Source organism: Providencia sp. PROV141 (genome assembly GCF_028481645.1).
GTDB classification, from domain to species: Bacteria; Pseudomonadota; Gammaproteobacteria; order Enterobacterales; family Enterobacteriaceae; genus Providencia; species Providencia rettgeri.
Genome location: NZ_JAMPPR010000023.1, coordinates 1 through 19,520 on the forward strand (window position 1 = coordinate 1; position 19,520 = coordinate 19,520).

Below are 19,520 nucleotides of genomic sequence, written 5' to 3' on the forward strand. Positions count from 1 at the left end.
GGCTTGAGTCAAAGTAGTGAGTAACAACTCACTTCTATTTGGGCTGCAAAGAGGGCTGGGGAGTTAAGAGGGGAGAATTAAATCAAGGAGCTACACCCTTAGCATTCAGGGGAGGAATGCGATTGAGGGATATAAAGTAGTGAGTAACAACTCTGATTTCATATTTGTAATGGAAATTAAATCATCACCATAACTTGGCCGGTGGTATAGAAGTTAACCTGATAGGCCAATCAAATAACGGTATCTTAGATATAATTTATCGAAAAATTTAAATAGTTTATGGTAAATAAAAATAGCAGTCATTAATACAATATATTGAAAATAAAAAGATTAATGTTTGTATATAATCATTAGGAATAAGCTATAAATTACAGTGCTTGAAATTATTTCATTTAACCTTGAAACGCTCGACAAGACGAATAACATTGGTTAGATTATTTAGCATTCTAGAAGTCTAAACGTATATATGTGTAAAAGGGGATGAATGATGCCAATTCGTTTACCAGACGAGTTACCTGCTGTTAATTTCTTGCGTGAAGAAAATGTTTTTGTCATGACAACGACAAGAGCGAGTCTTCAGGAGATCCGTCCCTTGAAAGTGCTGATTCTGAACTTGATGCCTAAAAAAATAGAAACGGAGAATCAGTTTCTTAGGCTTTTATCAAACACGCCTTTGCAAGTTGATATCCAATTATTGCGTATCGATCAGAGAGAGTCTAAAAACACCCCTACTGAGCATTTGAATAATTTTTATTGTGATTTTGAAGATATTAAAGATCAAAACTTTGATGGGTTGATTGTAACTGGTGCACCGCTTGGGCTAGTTGAATTTACTGATGTGTGCTATTGGGAGCAGATTGAAAAAGTTATCGAATGGGCAAAAAAGCATGTTACTTCAACGCTTTTCGTGTGTTGGGCTGTACAAGCTGCTTTAAAGGTATTGTATGACTTACCAAAATGGACCAGAGAAGAAAAATTATCAGGGATTTATCAGCATGATACGTTAGAACCGTACGCTTTATTGACTAGAGGGTTCGATGGATCATTTTATGCACCTCACTCTCGTTACGCTGATTTTCCTGAAGATCTTATCCGACAGCATACTGATCTAGAGATCTTAGCAAGTTCACAGGAGGCAGGCGCTTATTTATTTGGGTCAAAAGATAAACGCTTAGCATTTGTGACTGGCCATCCTGAATATGATGGTGACACTCTGGCACAAGAATATTGGCGTGACCTAGAGGCTGGAATTTCGCCTGAGATCCCATGTAATTATTTCAAAAATGATGATCCCAACGGCCCTCCGATCGTGAGTTGGCGTAGTCATGGGCACTTGTTGTTCTCAAATTGGCTGAATTATTATGTGTATCAGATCACACCGTTTGATCTTACGAATATGGAACCAACATTAGATTAAAAAAAGAAATATAAATTTAAGAATTACAATTAAATAAGAATTTAAACTGGTTATACCAGTTTAAATCAAGCTTATATAGTAAAAAGTGGAACCATAGTTAGTCTGAAAGCAGCTATTTTTAGCTGCTTTTTTTGTTTCCAAAGAAAAATTTTAAAAATACAGTTTTCTATAATTAGTTGATTTAACGACTATTTAACATTTAAATATAGTTAAAGGAATTGATAGTCAATTTGTAATTTTTTTAAAAATTCATTTTTATCAATACGATATGATTGTTTTTAAATATAATGGAAATCGTTTTTGATTTATTTCTATTTTGATCTTATGCTTAATTCATAGTCAACGATGAATGAGGGTTTGGTCGATGGAGCAGCAATTATCTATATCGGAATTAACATTCACAAAGAATATTAAACAGCTTGATAATCAAGTATTAAATACTGATTCCATTGCATTTCTTTCTAGGCTGGTTGAAGAGTTTCTTCCTCATAGAGAAAAACTATTAAAAGATAGAGTGCTCAGACAGCAAAAGATAGACGCAGGTTCTTTGCCTAATTTTATTTCGGAATTTAATTCCATAAAAAAATCAGACTGGAAAATACAAGGTATTCCTAAAGATTTACAAGATCGCCGTGTCGAAATTACGGGGCCGGTTGAGCGTAAAATGGTTATTAATGCTTTGAATGCTAATGTAAAAGTATTTATGGCAGATTTTGAAGATTCCCTCTCACCTTCATGGGAAAAATTGATCGATGGACAAATCAATTTAAGGGATGCAGTTCGCGGTGATATTTCTTATACCAATGAAAATGGAAAGGTCTACCAATTAAAATCAGCTCCTGCAGTTTTGATTGCACGTGTTCGTGGTCTTCATTTAGATGAAAAACACGTTTTATTAGGCGACAAACCGATTCCTGGTGGACTATTTGATTTCGCTATTTACTTTTTTAATAACTACCAAGCGTTATTAGAAAAAGGAAGTGGTCCTTATTTTTACATCCCAAAACTTGAGTCTTGGGAGGAAGCTAAATGGTGGAGCGATGTCTTTAGTATGGCAGAGGATCTGGTGGGCATACCTCGGGGAACGATTAAAGCAACCGTACTGATTGAGACATTACCCGCAGTATTCCAAATGGATGAAATCTTGTATCACATGCGTCACCACATCGTGGGGCTAAATTGTGGGCGCTGGGACTACATATTTAGTTATATCAAAACACTGAAAGAGCATGCAGACCGAGTATTGCCTGACCGCCAAGTTGTCACAATGACACAATCATTTTTAAGTGCTTATTCACGCTTATTAATTAAAACATGCCACCGGCGTGGCGCATTTGCGATGGGGGGAATGTCTGCTTTTATACCGAGCAAAGATCCTCAAGAAAATGAAACTATTTTAGCGAAAGTAAAAGCAGACAAAGAATTAGAAGCGAAGAATGGGCACGATGGTTCTTGGGTTGCGCACCCAGGTTTAGCAGATACCGTTATGAACGTGTTTGATCAAGCACTTGCTGGGCACCAAAACCAGCTACATGTATCTCGTGATTTAGATGAAGAAATTACTGCTAATCAGCTGTTAGAGCCTTGTGAGGGCGAGCGAACCGAAGTAGGGATGCGGGCTAACATTCGTGTTGCTGTGCAATATATTGAATCATGGATTTCAGGGAATGGCTGTGTACCTATCTATGGTTTGATGGAAGATGCTGCGACAGCAGAAATTTCACGTACTTCAATTTGGCAATGGATCCGCCACGGTAAAACATTGTCCACTGGTGAAAAAGTCACTAAGGCATTATTTGAAGAAATGCTGGATGAAGAGTTACAGGTTATCCAAAAAGAACTTGGTGATAAGCGTTTTCAAAGCGGCCGCTTTCGTGAGGCTGCGGAATTAATGAGGCGCATTACAACGCAGGATGAACTTATAGAATTCCTAACTATCCCTGGATACCAATTATTAGATTAAGCATAGTAAATAGAAAATTCGATAAACCCTACATATTCTTATAAAGGAATTGGATCATGACAACATCGCGCTTAGAACAAATTGCCCAATTAGAAAGTGAATGGAAAAAACCACGTTGGAAAGGTATTACTCGCCCATATACTGCGGGAGAAGTAGTGAAATTACGTGGTTCTGTGAATATCGAACACTCTTTAGCACGCAAAGGTGCAGAACGCTTTTGGGATCAATTACATGGCGGTTCAAAGAAAGGTTATGTAAATGCACTGGGAGCTTTAACGGGTGGGCAAGCGCTACAACAAGCGAAAGCAGGTATTGAAGCTATTTATTTATCAGGTTGGCAGGTAGCCGCGGATGCAAATACTTCATCAAGTATGTATCCAGACCAATCACTTTACCCTGTTGATTCAGTGCCATCGGTAGTTAAGAAAATTAATAATACTTTCCGTCGTGCAGACCAAATTCAGTGGGCGAATGGTATTGGCCCTGACAACAAAGAGTATATTGATTATTTTTTACCTATTATCGCGGATGCGGAAGCTGGGTTTGGTGGGGTATTAAATGCCTTCGAACTCATGAAAAATATGATAGAGGCAGGGGCTGCGGCTGTCCATTTTGAAGATCAATTAGCCGCGGTTAAGAAGTGTGGTCATATGGGTGGGAAAGTCCTTGTACCTACTCAAGAAGCTATTCAGAAGCTGGTTGCTGCTCGTTTAGCGGCGGATGTTTCAGGTGTACCAACTATTTTGGTTGCTAGAACGGATGCCGATGCAGCAGATCTCCTAACATCTGACTGCGATGCTTATGATGCGGCTTTTGTTACTGGAGAGCGCACCTCTGAAGGTTTTTTCCGTACCAAAGCAGGAATTGAGCAAGCGATTAGCCGCGGGCTAGCTTATGCACCATATGCAGATCTTGTTTGGTGTGAAACGTCAAAACCTGACCTTGAAGCAGCAAGGCAGTTCGCTGAGGCTATTCATGCTAAATTTCCTGGTAAATTGTTAGCTTACAACTGCTCTCCATCATTTAATTGGAAAAAGAATTTAGATGACAGCACGATCGCGCGTTTTCAGGATGAACTTTCAGCAATGGGCTATCGCTTCCAATTCATTACGCTGGCAGGTATTCACAGTATGTGGTTCAACATGTTTGATTTAGCCCACTCCTATGCACAAGGTGAAGGCATGAAGCATTATGTTGAAAAAGTTCAAGAATGCGAATTTGCTGCAATTAATAAGGGTTATACCTTCTCTTCGCATCAGCAAGAGGTGGGAACAGGTTATTTTGATAAAGTGACAACCGTTATTCAAGGTGGTACTTCATCAGTGACGGCTTTAACTGGGTCGACTGAAGAAGAGCAATTCTAGTCAGATTATTTTCCTTTTGATCGGTGTTTCTGGTGTCTTTGTTGGTTAGCTATATCTGTTAATTTTTCAGGCACGTTTAGTGCCTGTTTTTTATTCAAAATGAGTCTGTATTCTAATAGGGGTGGTTATGATATTGACGACAGAACAGATAATAGCTCAGACTATTTTACAGGGGTTTGATGCTCAATATGGTCGTTTCCTTGAAATAACCTCAGGTGCACAAGAAAGGTTTGAACAGGCAGATTGGCATGCAATTCAGCATGCAATGAAAAGGCGAATTCAACTGTATGACCACCATGTTGGGTTAGTTGTCGCTCAGCTACAGTTTATGGGGTTAGTTCAATCTTTAACGCCAGATAAACTGGCACAGATAAAAAATGTTTATAAAACCTTATTACCGGATTACCCAAGGTTTGAAATTGCGGAAAGCTTTTTTAATTCAGTTTACTGCCGGCTATTTCAGCATCGGGAGCTGACACAAGATAACCTATTTATTTTTACGTCTCAGCCTGCGAGACGCTTTTCTATTGCTCCTAGGCCTCTAGCTCGAGAATACGTTGTTAATAATAATTTAGGTGAGTTATTGTTTGCAATATTAAGTGGATTGCCACTAAGGCTAAAATGGCGGGATTTGAATTTAGATATTCATTGTATTATCAATGTATTAAAAACAAAATTTCCCAATATTGAAAGCCAGAAAGTCAGCTTTCATATCGCAAATGAGCTATTTTATCGTAATAAGGCCGCTTGGCTGATTGGTAAAATTTATATTAATGATGAGGCTTATCCATTCTTACTTCCTATTCATCATGATGATTTCCAGAACATTTATATCGATACGTGTTTAACCGAGTTTGATGAAGCCAGTATTGTGTTTGGTTTCGCTCGTTCCTATTTTATGGTGTATGCCCCTTTTCCTGCAGCACTGGTTTTTTGGTTGAGGGAGATCTTACCCAGTAAATCAATTGCTGAATTATATATGGCAATTGGCTGTCAAAAGCATGGAAAAACAGAGTACTACAGAGAATACCTCGCCTATATTAATTTTTCACGAGAGCAATTTACGGTTGCACCAGGTGTGAAAGGAATGGTGATGCTGGTCTTTACATCGTCTTCTTTCGATCGGGTTTTTAAAATTATTAAGGACCAATTTGCACCACAAAAACAGGTAACACGAGAGCGGGTTTTAGAATGCTATCGTTTGGTTAAAGAGCACGATAGAGTTGGTCGTATGGCTGACACCCAAGAGTTTGAAAATTTTGTGATTAGTAAATCCTCTATCAGCGATGAACTAATGACGGAGTTATTGAAAGAGACTCCATCTCAAATTGAAGATTTAGGTGATAACATATTGATTCGTCATCTGTATATGGAAAGAAAGATGATCCCATTGAATATCTATATGGATAATGCCTCTGATACACAATTGCATAATGCATTAAATGAATATGGCTGGGCGATTAAGCAATTAGCGGCTGCAAATATTTTTCCTGGAGATATGTTATTTAAAAACTTTGGGGTAACGCGTCATGGCCGTGTTGTTTTCTATGATTATGATGAAATCTGTTATATGACTGAAGTGAATTTTCGTAAAATTCCTGAGCCATTATACCCTGAGCAAGAGTTGTCTAGTGAGCCATGGTATAGCATTGGTGAGCAAGATGTTTTTCCTGAAGAGTTTGCCTCTTTTATTTGTCAAAATGAGAAAATTCGTCATTACTTGCAACAATATCATGCAGATTTATTTTCAGCAGATTATTGGCAAAAGTTACAAAATAGGATTTTAGCGGGGCATGTAGAAGATGTTTATGCCTACCGAGAAGAATTACGTTTTTGTCATAACTTCAATGAGGTTGCATCATTATAATAGTATTCATTAAAGGCAGTTAAAAACGACCCAGCAAGGGACTGAGTCGTTTTTCGAGGCGTTATTTTTTTACGCCTTGTACAGCCTCTTGTGCAAGCTGGGTAATTTTTTCGTAATCACCTGAATTCAAAGCATCTTCAGGAACTAACCAAGAGCCGCCAATGCACATAACACTATCTAGCTCTAAATAGCTAAGGTAATTAGCGAGTGATATTCCACCCGTTGGGCAAAATTTGACTTGTGAGAAAGGGCCGGCAATAGCTTTTAGCGCCTTAACGCCACCGTTGGCTTCCGCTGGGAAAAATTTAAATTCTTTCAAACCATACTGCATGCCAAGCATAAGTTCAGAAACAGTTGAAATACCAGGGATTAAAGGAATATTTCCTTTGGTAGCGGCATTGAGTAATTCATCCGTCAAGCCGGGGCTAATTGCAAATTGTGCTCCAGCTTCAGTGACTTCGGCGAGTTGTTTTGCATTGATAACAGTACCTGCACCAATAATCGCTTCAGGTACTTCTTTGGCAATGAGGCGAATAGCATCAATAGCACACTCAGTACGTAAAGTAACTTCTAAAACTTTAACGCCACCTTTGACTAATGCTTTTGCAAGAGGAACCGCTTGTTCTAATTTTTTGATAACAATAACAGGGACAATAGGGCCTTGTTTTAATACGCTTTCAGCGGTCATTTTCCAATTATTCATTTTCTATTCCTATTCAATGAAAATAGATTAAAAATCAATGCTACAAGCGCCTTCTTCGGCACCTGATAAGTGTCTTCTTAATGCACCGAAAAGTTCCCTTCCACAACCACTACGTTCTGCAGTTAAATCAGCTTCAAAGGATTGGCGTTTATTGAGTTCTTCTTCATCAACCAGTAATTGTAATTCTCCAGTCAATGCATTTACCCTAATGATATCGCCATTTTTTACTTTTGCTAACAGTCCGCCATTATAAGCTTCAGGTGTGACATGAATTGCGGATGGTACTTTGCCGGATGCACCGGATAAGCGGCCATCAGTAACTAGCGCGACTTTGTAGCCTTTATCCATAAGGACACCAAGAGGTGGCATTAGCTTATGAAGCTCAGGCATACCATTTGCAGATGGGCCTTGGAAGCGGACAACGATGATACAATCTTTATTGAGTTCGCCTGATTCAAAGTGTGCTGCAATCTCATTTTGGTTATTAAATACGACTGCTGGAGCTTCAATGATTTGATTTTCTGCAGGAACTGCTGATGTTTTCATCACAGCGCGTCCTAAATTCCCTGAGAGTAATTTTGTACCGCCATGGGGCGAGAAAGGGCGGTCTATTTCAGCAATAACTTCAGGATTGAATGAGGTTTTAGGGCCTTCTCTCCATTCTAATTGACCATTATTTAGCCATGGTTCCATAGTATAACGTGCTAGTCCAAACCCTGAGACGGTGTGGACATCATTATGCAATAAACCTTTTTGCAATAGCTGGTGGATAAGCAAAGCGACGCCACCTGCGGCTTGGAATTGGTTGATATCCGCTTGGCCATTAGGATAGATACGGCAAATAAGTGGAACAATGGCAGAAATATCGGAGAAATCATCCCAATTGATAATGATCCCAGCCGCTCTAGCTATAGCCACAAGATGCATAGTTAAGTTAGTTGAGCCGCCCGTTGCAAGTAATGCGACGATGCCGTTGACAATCACTTTTTCGTTAACCAGTTGACCGATAGGTAAGTACTGACCTGATTGTTCAGTTAAACGCGTAATTTGTCGTGCGGCAGCTTCTGTTAATGCATCTCGTAGTGGAGAATCAGGTGGTACAAATGATGCGCCGGGTAGATGTAATCCCATCACTTCCATCATCATTTGATTTGAGTTGGCAGTACCATAAAAAGTACAAGTACCGATACCATGATAAGACGCAGCTTCCGCTTCTAATAAGGCGAGTCTATCAACTTTGCCTTCAGCATACAGCTGGCGAATGCGAACCTTTTCTTTATTTGGTAAACCCGTTGCCATTGGGCCTGCTGGGACAAATATCGCAGGAAGGTGGCCAAATGAAAGTGCGCCAAGCATTAAACCTGGAACAATTTTGTCGCAAATACCTAAATAGAGCGCACCATCAAACATATTATGGGATAAGCCAATGGCAGTTGACATTGCAATGACATCTCGACTTAGCATCGATAGCTCCATCCCATCTTGACCTTGTGTTACACCATCGCACATTGCGGGAACACCTGCAGCGACTTGGCCAATTGAGCCTGCTTCTAATAATGCTTTTTTGAGTTGTTCTGGGTACTTGTCATAGGGGCGATGCGCTGAAAGCATATCATTGTAGGAGTTGATGATAGCAATATCAGAGCGAGTCATGCTTTTAAGAATTTGTTTTTCTTCGCTTTGGCATGCTGCAAAGCCATGGGCAAGGTTACCACAAGCGAGTGATGCTCGATGGACGGTCATACTACGAGCCAGCTCTATTTTTTTGAGATAAGCAGCTCGAGTTTTCACTGAACGAGAGATGATACGTTGAGTGATGCGATCAAGTTCTTTATTGATCACCGAAGGATTTGTCTCTTTAGAGGTGGTCACGCTCATGATAATTGCTCCATAGTGCAGTAAAAAGATGAATCAAACTGCAAGTCAATTTGGGTTATGCCTATCGTTATTTACTCGAGTACTATAGCACTAATGTTACCGGTAACATTGTTAAATGAAAGCGAAGGCGTTGCAATATAGAAAATGAATATTCGAAGCTATCTGTGATCTGAATCAAATTTATAATATGGTATGGACAGGGTAGGAAATAGACAAATAAGCATGCTATAGTGGCTTGTTTGGTGATTTTATCATCAAAATTCAATTAGATAATTGTCGAAGATTAGGTTGTATTAATGAGAAGAACGGTGGAATGTTAAGGTTAGCTATAGCTGCATTTATATTGTTATTAGCAAATTTTGTTAGGGCTGAGGTTGTTTTAGCTTCGGGGTCATATAACATTTTAACTGAGGTTTTTAATGGACAAGTGGCAATGCAATTACACAATGCCTCACAAGCAGAAAAAATTGATGCATTGACACAATACTTTTTAACCACACCTTACAATAAACAAACATTGAATATGAGCCCACTTTTAGCCGAAGAATTAGTGATTAATTTGAAAGAGATGGACTGTATGACATTCATAGAGTACACCGAAGCGTTTAAGCGTTCAAAAAATTACGAACAGTTTGTATTAAACTTAACCAATATTCGGTATATCAACCAAAATATTACCTTTAAGCATCGTCGGCATTTTTTTTCTGATTGGGCGCAAGAACCTGAAGCTATTGTGGTAGATATTACTAACGAACTAAGTTCACATACCATTAAAGTCAATAAACAACTTAATTTAAAATATCATGATCAGCGATATATATCGGGTTTGCCTATAAAGGATAGAGTAATAAACTATATTCCAGTTAAATATATAGATGATGATTTAGTGTCAAGATTAAGAACGGGGGATTACATTGGTATTTATTCAGAAAATCATGGGTTAGATGTGAGCCATGTAGGGGTTGTAATACGTAAAGAGAATAAAACAATATTTAGAAATGCTTCTTCACTGCGTAGAAGTTTTCAGGTTATTGATATCGAACTGAATAGTTATTTAAAAGGGAAGGCAGGGATTGTTGTTTTTAGGCCTAAATCAGATTATTAATCTGGTTATTATGGGAATTATAATAATAAAATAAATTATTAGCCTGTTTTTTTGATTTAAAAAATGAGTAAATCCAATATTTATGTCTGTATAAAATTAACACATAAAATGGAAAATAATTAATAATAAAAAACATACAATTATTTTGATTGGTTACTAATTATTGCTAGTAACATTTAAAATGTAAAAGTATATTAAATTATCGATTTGATCAAAAAAAATATAGGGTGATGATTTTTTTATAAAAATAAAAAAACTATTGTAAAGCAATAGATTGCTTTATGCATATTATGCAGGTCTTTTTTTTTGTATATAAAAATGATATTTGCCTATCAATCTTGTGACATTTGATTGCTCATAACTATTTTAAATAGTTATGATTAATTTTATAATGAATAAGACTAGCTAAATTATTTTTCTTATTTAAATTTAGGAGATGGTTATGCATATAGCTAAAAAGAAAAATGTTTATGCATTATTAGGTAATCATTTACGTAAGGCTAGAGTAAGTAAGGGATTGTCAGGAAATGAGTTAGGTTCAATTATTCATTTGAGTCAACAGCAGGTATCACGGTATGAATTAGGTGTTAATAAGTTGAGCTTAGATAAACTAATTGAAATTGTCATTTTTTTAGATATTGATATTAATGAAGTTACTAAAATAATTGCTAAGCAGGTTGAGTATGAAAAAATGAGCTAGCAGTAAACTAAGTAAGATTATTTTTTTATTTCTCTTTATAAAATTTTATGAATTACCTTATTCTTTATAGAAATCTCCAGTATAAGAAAATAGTTTATAACTTATACGTTACAGAGAACTAAACGATTAATTTTACATAGTAGCTGGAAAATTATTTTTTATGATAAGTACTTAAAATTGAAAATAATTTAAAATCTAGCTTCTAGAAATAAAAATAATCAATTCAATTTATCTTTATTTTAATGGTCGATGAATTTGTTGGTACTCATAATGATAACTTTTCTAGTACTTACTTCTGTTTTTGTGATATCTCCTACTTTTTAATGCAAAAGGAACTTTCTACGGAGTAATGAAACCTTTTTTGTTTCTAATATGAACTGAAAAGGTTTTAACACTATGTATTTTAACATTTATTTTATTGTTTTATCTATATTATTAGGTTTTTGGTGTATGAAAATTGATAGTATTGTTGACCACGGAATGCTTAAATATAGCTTAATTAATAGTAGAGTAAGGTTATGGTTCGATGTTCAAATATATAGGGATATTATTTACCTTTTTACTACTAGGCTGTTCGGCCTCGAACAAGGGTTACTATCTCGATAACCGTTACCCATCAAAAAATAGTAGTCAACGTATTCAATATGTCATTATTCACTACACCGTTTCTGATGATGCGCATTCTATAGTCACATTAACGCAAGGTAAGGTGAGCTCCCATTACCTCATTCCAAGTGTACCTGAAACTAAAAATGGCCGGCCTGTTGTATTACAACTCGTTCCTGAGTCATTAAAATCATGGCATGCAGGTGAAAGTTATTGGCTACAGCATAATGGTTTGAATGATACTTCTATTGGGATTGAAATCGTCAATGCTGGATTACAAAAAGATGTAAAAGGAAAACGATATTGGGCTCCTTATAATGAAGCGCAAATTACTGCATTGATCCCTCTCCTCCAAGATATTATGAAGCGCTATAGCATTCCCCCAGAAAATATTATTGGTCACAGTGATATCGCACCACTGCGCAAGCAAGATCCAGGTAAAGCATTTCCATGGCAACGTCTTGCTCAACATGGTATAGGGGCTTGGCCAGATCCTAAAACCGTGACTAAATTTTTGGCGGGGCGTAATGCTAATGAGCCTGCAAGCGTGTTACACATTCAAAAAGCACTTCATTTTTACGGCTATTCAACAATTCCTCTATCAGGTCAGTTAGATTCACAGACGAAAAAAACATTACGTGCTTTCCAACTGCATTTCCGGCCGAGAGATATTGAAGGACAAGCGGATGCTGAAACAGAGGCTATCGCGTTGGCACTCATTGAAAAGTACCGTGATATGCAAAAATTTAAGTTATTTGAAAAGACCTCGCTGTTGCCTAATGTATCAACAAACCAGCAAGGTGATTAGAGGGCAGTAAAAGCTCTGTAAGGTTAAGCTAAAGTGAAATACAGGTTGCTTTGTATTTCACTTTTCACCGTTAAGCTAGCGGTTTGCACCATATTCATGGCTTATTTCTTTTGCGGCCTTGATTACCATGGCGCCTAATTCAGTAATACGGTCATCCGTGATACGTGATAATGGGCCTGAAATAGAAATAGCTGCAAACGCTTCTTTGTGCTCATCATAAATACAAGCCCCAATACAGCGTAGCCCTAAAGCATGCTCTTCATCATCATAAGAAAAACCTTGTTTTTTAGCCTGTTGTAAATTCTCTTTTAAGGCGGATGGGTTAGTTAATGTATAAGGCGTATAAGCATGTAAACCTTTACGGCTTAAAAGTGGAATCAGTTTGTCTTCTGTTAAATTAGCAATAAACGCTTTGCCTGCACCCGAAGCGTGTAATGGCAGTTTTCCACCGATCGGTGCTGACATTCTCATTAGCGCATTGCATTGTACTTGGTCAACAATGACGGCATCGTACTCTGTATGGTCTAGGATAGCTAAATTGACGGTTTCCCCAGATTCATCCATTAAGCGACGCAGTATCGGGTGAACGAGAGCTAACAAATTACGACTCTCTAAGAAGCTACTACCAATGATAAAGGCATGAGAAGCAATAACCCATAGGCCTAAATCGCCGGTTTGGCGAACAAATCCATGTTGTTCCAACGTCATTAATAGGCGATGTGTTGTTGAGTTTGGTAAGCCAGCTTGCATCGCAAGGTCAGTGAGGGCGATTCCCCCTGTTGATTCGGAAATATATTCCAACAGTGTTAATCCACGACTTAATGATTGAACTTGTCCTGCTGCAGCTGCGCCACTTGCCGGCCCTTTTGCTTTTTTAAGTTTCTTAGTAATTGGTGCCGTTGCCATTAAGTCTCTCCTGACTGTCATTTAGCTTCTATTATGAACTATTTCACTTGAAAATACTCATCGGATCAGTGAAAAGTGTGCTCTTGTGCAACCTTGAAAAACTCTCATCATAACAGCGAATTTTCACGAGAAAAGTTGTGATAGGATGTTAAAGGTAAAAATTTGACTTATTTCTCAGTGTTCCATTTCAGGAGGGCAGTGCAGTGTCCGCAAAAGTTAATCAATTAGAACAAGAATTAAAAAAACGTATATTGGTATTAGATGGCGCTATGGGAACAATGATCCAACAACATAAGTTGTCGGAAGCCCAGTTTCGCGGAGAGCGATTTGCGGATTGGCCGAGTGATTTAAAGGGAAATAATGATCTATTAGTCTTAACTCAACCAGATATTATTCGAGATATTCATTCTCAATACTTTGAAGCTGGAGCGGATATTGTTGAAACCAATACTTTTAACTCAACATCCATTGCGATGGCTGATTATAAAATGGAATCTCTTTCCGCTGAAATTAATGAAGTTGCTGCGCGTCTTGCCCGTGAATGTGCTGACGAGTGGACACGTAAAACGCCAGAGCAACCGCGTTATGTTGCTGGAGTCTTAGGCCCGACAAACCGTACCGCTTCTATTTCTCCGGATGTTAATGATCCCGCTTATCGCAATATCACCTTTGATCAACTCGTTGAAGCTTACCGAGAATCTACCCGATCTTTAGTCAAAGGTGGGGTAGATCTGATCATGATCGAAACCATTTTTGACACATTAAATGCGAAGGCAGCGATCTTTGCGGTAGAAACCGAATTGGAAGCTTTGGGCGTATCTCTACCGATTATGATCTCGGGGACGATCACGGATGCCTCCGGTCGAACATTATCAGGGCAAACAACAGAAGCATTTTATAATTCATTGCGCCATGCACAGCCGATATCATTTGGCTTGAATTGTGCATTAGGTCCTGATGAGTTACGCCAGTATGTTGCCGAATTATCAAGAATTGCTGAATGTTATGTCAGTGCGCACCCCAATGCAGGGCTACCCAATGCGTTTGGTGAGTATGACCTTGATGCGCAAAATATGGCCGAACAAATTCATGAATGGGCAACCGCAGGGTTCTTAAATATTGTTGGTGGATGTTGTGGAACAACGCCATTACATATCAAAAAAATGGCAGATGCAGTAAAAGGCATCACTCCACGCCAATTACCGTCACTACCTGTTGAATGCCGTTTATCTGGTTTAGAACCGCTAAATATTGGCAAAAAATCATTATTTGTGAACGTTGGGGAAAGAACCAACGTGACAGGCTCGGCAAAATTTAAGCGGCTGATTAAAGAAGAAAATTACCAAGAAGCTTTAGATGTGGCACGTCAGCAAGTTGAAAATGGTGCACAAATCATCGACATCAATATGGATGAAGGAATGTTGGACTCCCATGCGGCGATGGTACGTTTCTTGAATTTGATTGCTGGCGAGCCAGATATTGCACGCGTGCCGATTATGATTGACTCCTCAAAGTGGGAGGTCATCGAGGCGGGGCTTAAGTGCATACAAGGTAAGGGGATCGTCAATTCAATCTCAATGAAAGAGGGAGTTGAGGCATTTATTGAGCACGCTAAACTATTACGCAAATACGGTGCTGCAGTGGTCGTCATGGCATTTGATGAAGTTGGCCAAGCAGATACACGCGAGCGGAAAATTGAAATTTGTCGTCGTGCTTATCAGATCCTGACCGAAGAGGTCGGCTTCCCTCCTGAAGATATTATTTTTGACCCAAATATTTTTGCCGTAGCCACAGGAATTGAAGAGCATAATAACTATGCAGTTGATTTTATTGAGGTCTGTAAGGATATCAAGGCTCAGTTACCTCATGCGATGATTTCTGGTGGGGTTTCCAACGTCTCTTTTTCATTTAGAGGGAACGACCCTGTACGCGAAGCGATTCATGCTGTTTTCTTGTACTACGCCATTCGTAATGGAATGGATATGGGGATCGTTAATGCGGGGCAGCTCGCTATCTATGATGACTTACCTTCTGAATTAAAAGACGCTGTTGAAGATGTGATTTTAAATCGTCGTGATGACAGTACGGAACGCTTGCTTGAACTGGCGGAAAAATACCGTGGAGCCGGGGCAGGAGAGCAGCAAGTTCAACAAGCGGAATGGCGTAGTTGGGAAGTTGAAAAGCGTCTTGAATATGCACTAGTGAAAGGGATTACTGAATTTATTATTGAAGATACTGAAGAGACTCGTCAACGTGCTTCTAGCCCAATCGAAGTGATTGAAGGCCCCTTGATGAACGGTATGAATGTGGTTGGAGATTTGTTTGGGGAAGGCAAAATGTTCTTACCTCAAGTGGTGAAATCCGCCCGTGTAATGAAACAAGCAGTAGCCTATTTAGAGCCTTATATTCAAGAGCTTAAACAATCAGGTAGCAGTGCAGGAAAAATCTTACTCGCTACGGTAAAAGGCGATGTCCATGATATTGGTAAAAATATTGTTGGCGTTGTTTTACAGTGTAATAACTATGAAATCATTGATTTAGGCGTGATGGTTCCATGTGAAACTATTCTAAAAACAGCGCGTGAAGAAAACGTCGATATTATTGGGTTATCTGGTTTGATTACACCATCTCTTGATGAAATGGTGCATGTCGCTAAAGAGATGGAAAGACAAGGGTTTACCTTACCATTACTGATTGGTGGGGCGACGACATCAAAAGCACATACTGCCGTGAAAATTGAGCCAAATTACAGTGGGCCAACAACTTACGTGCAAAATGCTTCTCGAACAGTGGGGGTTGTCTCGGCGTTATTGTCAGCAACACAAAAAGCAGATTTTGTTGCGCGTACGCGCCGTGAATATGACACTGTGCGCTTACAGCATGGCCGAAGAAGGCCAAAAACACCCCCAGTGGCACTGGATGTGGCACGTGCGAATGCGGTAAATATTTATTGGCAAAGCTATCAACCACCTGTACCAAAATTTCTGGGTATTCAAAAAGTCACAGCATCTATTTCAACGCTGAGAGACTATATTGATTGGACACCATTTTTTATGACTTGGTCGCTGGCGGGGAAATACCCGCGGATCTTAGAAGATGAAGTGGTTGGTTCTGAAGCGCGTAAGCTATTGAAAGATGCTAATAATATGTTAGATAAGCTTGATAAAGAAAGCTTACTAACACCAAAAGGTATTTTTGGTTTATTCCCTGCAAACCGAGTTGGCGATGATGTAGAAATTTATACCGATGAGTCAAGAAGCCATGTACAAGTGATGGGGTTGAATTTACGCCAACAAACCTTAAAAACTGAGTTTCCAAACTATTGTTTATCTGACTTTGTCGCGCCAAAAGATAGTGGTAAAGCCGATTATATTGGAGCTTTCGCTGTGACAGGGGGCTTAGAAGAAGACGCGCTTGCTGATGAATATGAACAACAGCATGATGATTATAATAAAATTATGGTTAAAGCGCTGGCGGATAGGCTAGCGGAGGCATTTGCTGAATATCTACACCAACAAGTCCGCAGGCAATATTGGGGTTATGCAGCTGATGAAAACTTGAGTAATGAAGAGCTTATTCGTGAAAATTACCAAGGTATCCGCCCTGCACCGGGGTATCCGGCTTGTCCTGAGCACACAGAAAAGGCCAAAATTTGGCAGTTATTGGATGTGGAAACGCAAATCGGCATGAAACTCACCAGTTCTTATGCGATGTGGCCAGGTGCTGCGGTATCAGGCTGGTATTTTAGCCATCCCGAAAGTAAATATTTTGCAGTAGCTCAGCTACAAAAAGACCAAATTGAGGATTATGCAGAACGTAAAGGGATGTCGGTAACCGAGTTGGAGCGTTGGTTAGCACCAAACTTAGCTTATGACCCTGAAGATTAAAAACCAGATCAATACATTGATTTTTCATGTATTCGGCACCATCTTATAGGTAATACATTAGAGGGGTCCAATGATGAGCTATGAATTTATTATTGAAGAGGAGCTGCCGCGTTCGGCAGTTTTTCCTTATCAGATCCAAAACAGTGCGGCGCCTGAAACGTTTATGATGAGTGAAGACGCGGTGAGCGCCATGATGAGTGTTTTACAGATCATGGATAAGCTTGATACCGATGATTCACTGAATGAGCACTGTTTTAATCAAATTTGGTTGAAAAGCGAGCTAACACCGGCAAGAGCAGAAGAAATTTATCTGTTTTTAGAAGAAAATCTAGCGGTAGAACCCGTGCCTTCAGAGGAAGAAATCGCTGCTTTTCATCAAGCCCAAGTTGATGAAAATAAACTGTTATCCCAAGAAAGCCCTAAAGACGGTATGGTACCCGTACATAAATTTTCGACTAATGACGGTTGGTTGGTGACCACGAAAGAGTGTGAGTGGATTGCGGAAGTGTTTTCACCAGAACTCGTGAGTGAAAATCACTTTGTTGTTTCTCAGATTTCTGAGCTGTGTAAAATTAGCCACCGCACATTGGAAGCCCTGTTAATTGAGTGGGGTAAATTTAATTTATTTGCCAGTAAACATGGTGGTTACCGCGTTAATTAAGCTCTGCGGTTTATTTTGGAGACAAAAGTTTCGGTAAGAAGCTGGCGTCTCCTCCATTTTCTTAATAATTCTTTTGTAATTCTACTTTTTCAGCCAACATCCCTTATGAATTTTTTATTGGAGTGATATGTTAATGAGATAACGCCAATAAATAGGTCATGGTGATGAAATTACGTTCTTTTCTGTTAGTTCTCTATGTTAGCGGTATTTCCCTTGCGCAAGCTGGCAATATCGTTGAAGCACCTTCTGTGAAAGATAAGCCGAATGCGCTACAGGCGCAGCCTAAAAGTACGCCTATACCTGATGAATTCAAAGCAAAATTGAAGTTAGCGACTGCCGGAGATGAAGAAGCGATGGTGGATGTTGGGCTTGCTTATATGGATGGGACTGAATTTTTAGCTGTCAATGAGCAAGAAGCTTATCGCTGGTTCAAAAAGGTGGCTGACCGAGATAATACAGATGGCGATTACTATCTTGGGATGTTGTTGCACAATCAGGAAAAATACCAGCAAGCGGAACAATGGTATCGCCGAGGCGCCGAAAAAGGCGACGCATATTGCCAATATGCGATGGGTTACTTATATGAACATGGTATTGGGGTGGAGCAAAATTTAAAACAAGCGAAAGCATGGTATGCAGAAGCCGCAGAGCAAGAGCACGCTAACGCACAGTTTGCGATGGGGCTGTTTTATCATGATGGGCTAGGTGGTGATACCGACTACCAAAAGGCGAGAGAATGGTATGAAAGAAGTGCGGGAAATAATATTGCCGCTGCTGTGAATAACTTAGCGGTGATGTATGAAAATGGCGAAGGTGTAGAGCCGGACGACGAAATGGCGATTTACTTATATCGCCAAGCCGCCAATATGGGTTCTGCGACAGCACAAGTGAATATGGGTGACTTTTATCAAGAAGGCCATAGTGCAATAGAAAAGAATAGCTACCAAGCGATGTACTGGTATAAACGTGCTGCGCAACAAAACAATATTGCAGGGCAACTGGCGATTGCGAAAGCCTATGAACAAGGCGATGGCGTTGGTAAAGACCTCGCCGAAGCCTTTATCTGGTATGAACGTGCGGCACAAAACAAATCCCAAGATGCAGGAATGAAAGTGGCTGAATTCTATGAAAAAGGGTTAGGTGGCGTTAAAAAAGACCCAGAAAAGGCCATTGAGTGGTATATGTCACTTGCTAATAGTGATGATAATGCGGCTCAAATTAAGTTAGCGAAGATGTATGTGTCTGGTGAATTGAAAAATGTGGATGTAAATAAAATTGTGAGTTGGCTGCAACTGGCACAAGAAGATAGCATCGAAGCTCAAAACCAGTTAGCTATCTTTTATTTAACGGGAACGGGTGTGGCGAAAAATTCGCAGAAAGCTCGGCAATTACTGGAAAAAGCGGCATTTAAAAAGAACAGTGATGCACAAAATAACCTTGCGGTGATGTATGCACGAGGCGAGGGAGGGGAAAAAAATATTTTCCGTTCGGTAATGTGGTTTGAACGAGCGGTAGAGCTCGATAATGAAACAGCAAAAGGGAATTTAGCGCTTTTAACACAGAATAAAGGTGTGACAGGTAAAATGTTGCAATACACCAGCAGTGTTGCACAACCCAACAAAAATACTAGAAGGGATTAATTTTATAAAAAAGAA

General features: G+C 39.2%; 13 protein-coding genes. 10 read left to right on the top strand and 3 right to left on the bottom strand.

Annotation, left to right across the window (positions count from 1 at the left end; translation table 11 throughout):
* The first annotated feature begins 487 nt into the window (after positions 1-487).
* The 4 genes from metA to aceK all read left to right on the top strand — a co-directional run bounded on the left by metA (position 488) and on the right by aceK (position 6,611).
* A complete protein-coding gene (gene metA / locus PSF09_RS15835; RefSeq protein WP_210840517.1) occupies positions 488-1,417 on the top strand; it encodes a homoserine O-acetyltransferase MetA in 930 nt (309 codons plus the stop codon).
* 364 nt (positions 1,418-1,781) lie between these two features.
* Complete coding sequence (aceB, locus tag PSF09_RS15840) at positions 1,782-3,380, top strand: malate synthase A (RefSeq protein WP_272684137.1); 1,599 nt, start codon at positions 1,782-1,784, stop codon at positions 3,378-3,380.
* A 56-nt stretch (positions 3,381-3,436) separates the two neighbouring features.
* The gene (aceA, locus tag PSF09_RS15845) at positions 3,437-4,744 is read left to right on the top strand and encodes an isocitrate lyase (RefSeq protein ID WP_272684138.1); all 1,308 of its coding nucleotides are present in this window, start codon (positions 3,437-3,439) and stop codon (positions 4,742-4,744) included.
* 127 nt (positions 4,745-4,871) lie between these two features.
* Positions 4,872-6,611: a bifunctional isocitrate dehydrogenase kinase/phosphatase gene (aceK, locus tag PSF09_RS15850; RefSeq protein WP_272666317.1), complete on the top strand. Its 1,740-nt coding sequence runs from the start codon at positions 4,872-4,874 to the stop codon at positions 6,609-6,611.
* Positions 6,612-6,672: 61 nt separating this feature from the next.
* On the opposite strand, the gene PSF09_RS15855 is transcribed toward aceK, so the two are convergent.
* A complete protein-coding gene (locus PSF09_RS15855; protein ID WP_272666316.1) occupies positions 6,673-7,314 on the bottom strand; it encodes a bifunctional 4-hydroxy-2-oxoglutarate aldolase/2-dehydro-3-deoxy-phosphogluconate aldolase in 642 nt (213 codons plus the stop codon).
* A gap of 27 nt (positions 7,315-7,341) precedes the next feature.
* On the bottom strand, positions 7,342-9,192 hold the full coding sequence (gene edd, locus PSF09_RS15860; RefSeq protein ID WP_371032014.1) for a phosphogluconate dehydratase: 1,851 nt from the start codon (positions 9,190-9,192) through the stop codon (positions 7,342-7,344).
* Positions 9,193-9,505: 313 nt separating this feature from the next.
* Here edd and PSF09_RS15865 point away from each other — a divergent pair, with 313 nt between their 5' ends.
* The 3 genes from PSF09_RS15865 to PSF09_RS15875 all read left to right on the top strand — a co-directional run bounded on the left by PSF09_RS15865 (position 9,506) and on the right by PSF09_RS15875 (position 12,411).
* Positions 9,506-10,297 (top strand): N-acetylmuramoyl-L-alanine amidase-like domain-containing protein, encoded by a 792-nt coding sequence (locus PSF09_RS15865; RefSeq protein ID WP_272684139.1) that lies wholly within the window; start codon positions 9,506-9,508, stop codon positions 10,295-10,297.
* A gap of 442 nt (positions 10,298-10,739) precedes the next feature.
* Complete coding sequence (locus PSF09_RS15870; protein WP_238563030.1) at positions 10,740-10,997, top strand: helix-turn-helix domain-containing protein; 258 nt, start codon at positions 10,740-10,742, stop codon at positions 10,995-10,997.
* A gap of 526 nt (positions 10,998-11,523) precedes the next feature.
* Positions 11,524-12,411 (top strand): N-acetylmuramoyl-L-alanine amidase, encoded by an 888-nt coding sequence (locus PSF09_RS15875; protein WP_210838992.1) that lies wholly within the window; start codon positions 11,524-11,526, stop codon positions 12,409-12,411.
* 75 nt (positions 12,412-12,486) lie between these two features.
* Here the strand turns inward: PSF09_RS15875 and iclR are convergent, their stop codons facing one another.
* The gene (gene iclR, locus PSF09_RS15880) at positions 12,487-13,317 is read right to left on the bottom strand and encodes a glyoxylate bypass operon transcriptional repressor IclR (protein ID WP_210838990.1); all 831 of its coding nucleotides are present in this window, start codon (positions 13,315-13,317) and stop codon (positions 12,487-12,489) included.
* Between the two features lie 203 nt (positions 13,318-13,520).
* Between iclR and metH the strand changes: the two genes are divergently transcribed.
* From metH to PSF09_RS15895, 3 genes are all read left to right on the top strand, one after another.
* On the top strand, positions 13,521-17,204 hold the full coding sequence (gene metH, locus PSF09_RS15885; protein ID WP_272684140.1) for a methionine synthase: 3,684 nt from the start codon (positions 13,521-13,523) through the stop codon (positions 17,202-17,204).
* Positions 17,205-17,274: 70 nt separating this feature from the next.
* Positions 17,275-17,865: a hypothetical protein gene (locus tag PSF09_RS15890; RefSeq protein ID WP_181937095.1), complete on the top strand. Its 591-nt coding sequence runs from the start codon at positions 17,275-17,277 to the stop codon at positions 17,863-17,865.
* A gap of 164 nt (positions 17,866-18,029) precedes the next feature.
* Positions 18,030-19,505 carry a tetratricopeptide repeat protein gene (locus PSF09_RS15895; protein WP_272684141.1) on the top strand — a complete coding sequence of 492 codons (1,476 nt, stop codon included), beginning with the start codon at positions 18,030-18,032 and terminating at the stop codon, positions 19,503-19,505.
* The last annotated feature ends 15 nt before the right edge of the window (positions 19,506-19,520 follow it).

Excerpts from the sequence above, each read along its gene's own strand:
- PSF09_RS15855 (WP_272666316.1), bottom strand. The coding sequence starts at position 7,314 with ATGAATAATTGGAAAATGACCGCTGAAAGCGTATTAAAACAAGGCCCT.
- aceK (WP_272666317.1), top strand. The coding sequence starts at position 4,872 with ATGATATTGACGACAGAACAGATAATAGCTCAGACTATTTTACAGGGG.
- iclR (WP_210838990.1), bottom strand. The coding sequence starts at position 13,317 with ATGGCAACGGCACCAATTACTAAGAAACTTAAAAAAGCAAAAGGGCCG.
- metA (WP_210840517.1), top strand. The coding sequence starts at position 488 with ATGCCAATTCGTTTACCAGACGAGTTACCTGCTGTTAATTTCTTGCGT.
- aceB (WP_272684137.1), top strand. The coding sequence starts at position 1,782 with ATGGAGCAGCAATTATCTATATCGGAATTAACATTCACAAAGAATATT.
- PSF09_RS15895 (WP_272684141.1), top strand. The coding sequence starts at position 18,030 with ATGAAATTACGTTCTTTTCTGTTAGTTCTCTATGTTAGCGGTATTTCC.
- PSF09_RS15875 (WP_210838992.1), top strand. The coding sequence starts at position 11,524 with ATGTTCAAATATATAGGGATATTATTTACCTTTTTACTACTAGGCTGT.
- PSF09_RS15865 (WP_272684139.1), top strand. The coding sequence starts at position 9,506 with ATGTTAAGGTTAGCTATAGCTGCATTTATATTGTTATTAGCAAATTTT.
- edd (WP_371032014.1), bottom strand. The coding sequence starts at position 9,192 with ATGAGCGTGACCACCTCTAAAGAGACAAATCCTTCGGTGATCAATAAA.
- aceA (WP_272684138.1), top strand. The coding sequence starts at position 3,437 with ATGACAACATCGCGCTTAGAACAAATTGCCCAATTAGAAAGTGAATGG.
- PSF09_RS15890 (WP_181937095.1), top strand. The coding sequence starts at position 17,275 with ATGATGAGCTATGAATTTATTATTGAAGAGGAGCTGCCGCGTTCGGCA.
- PSF09_RS15870 (WP_238563030.1), top strand. The coding sequence starts at position 10,740 with ATGCATATAGCTAAAAAGAAAAATGTTTATGCATTATTAGGTAATCAT.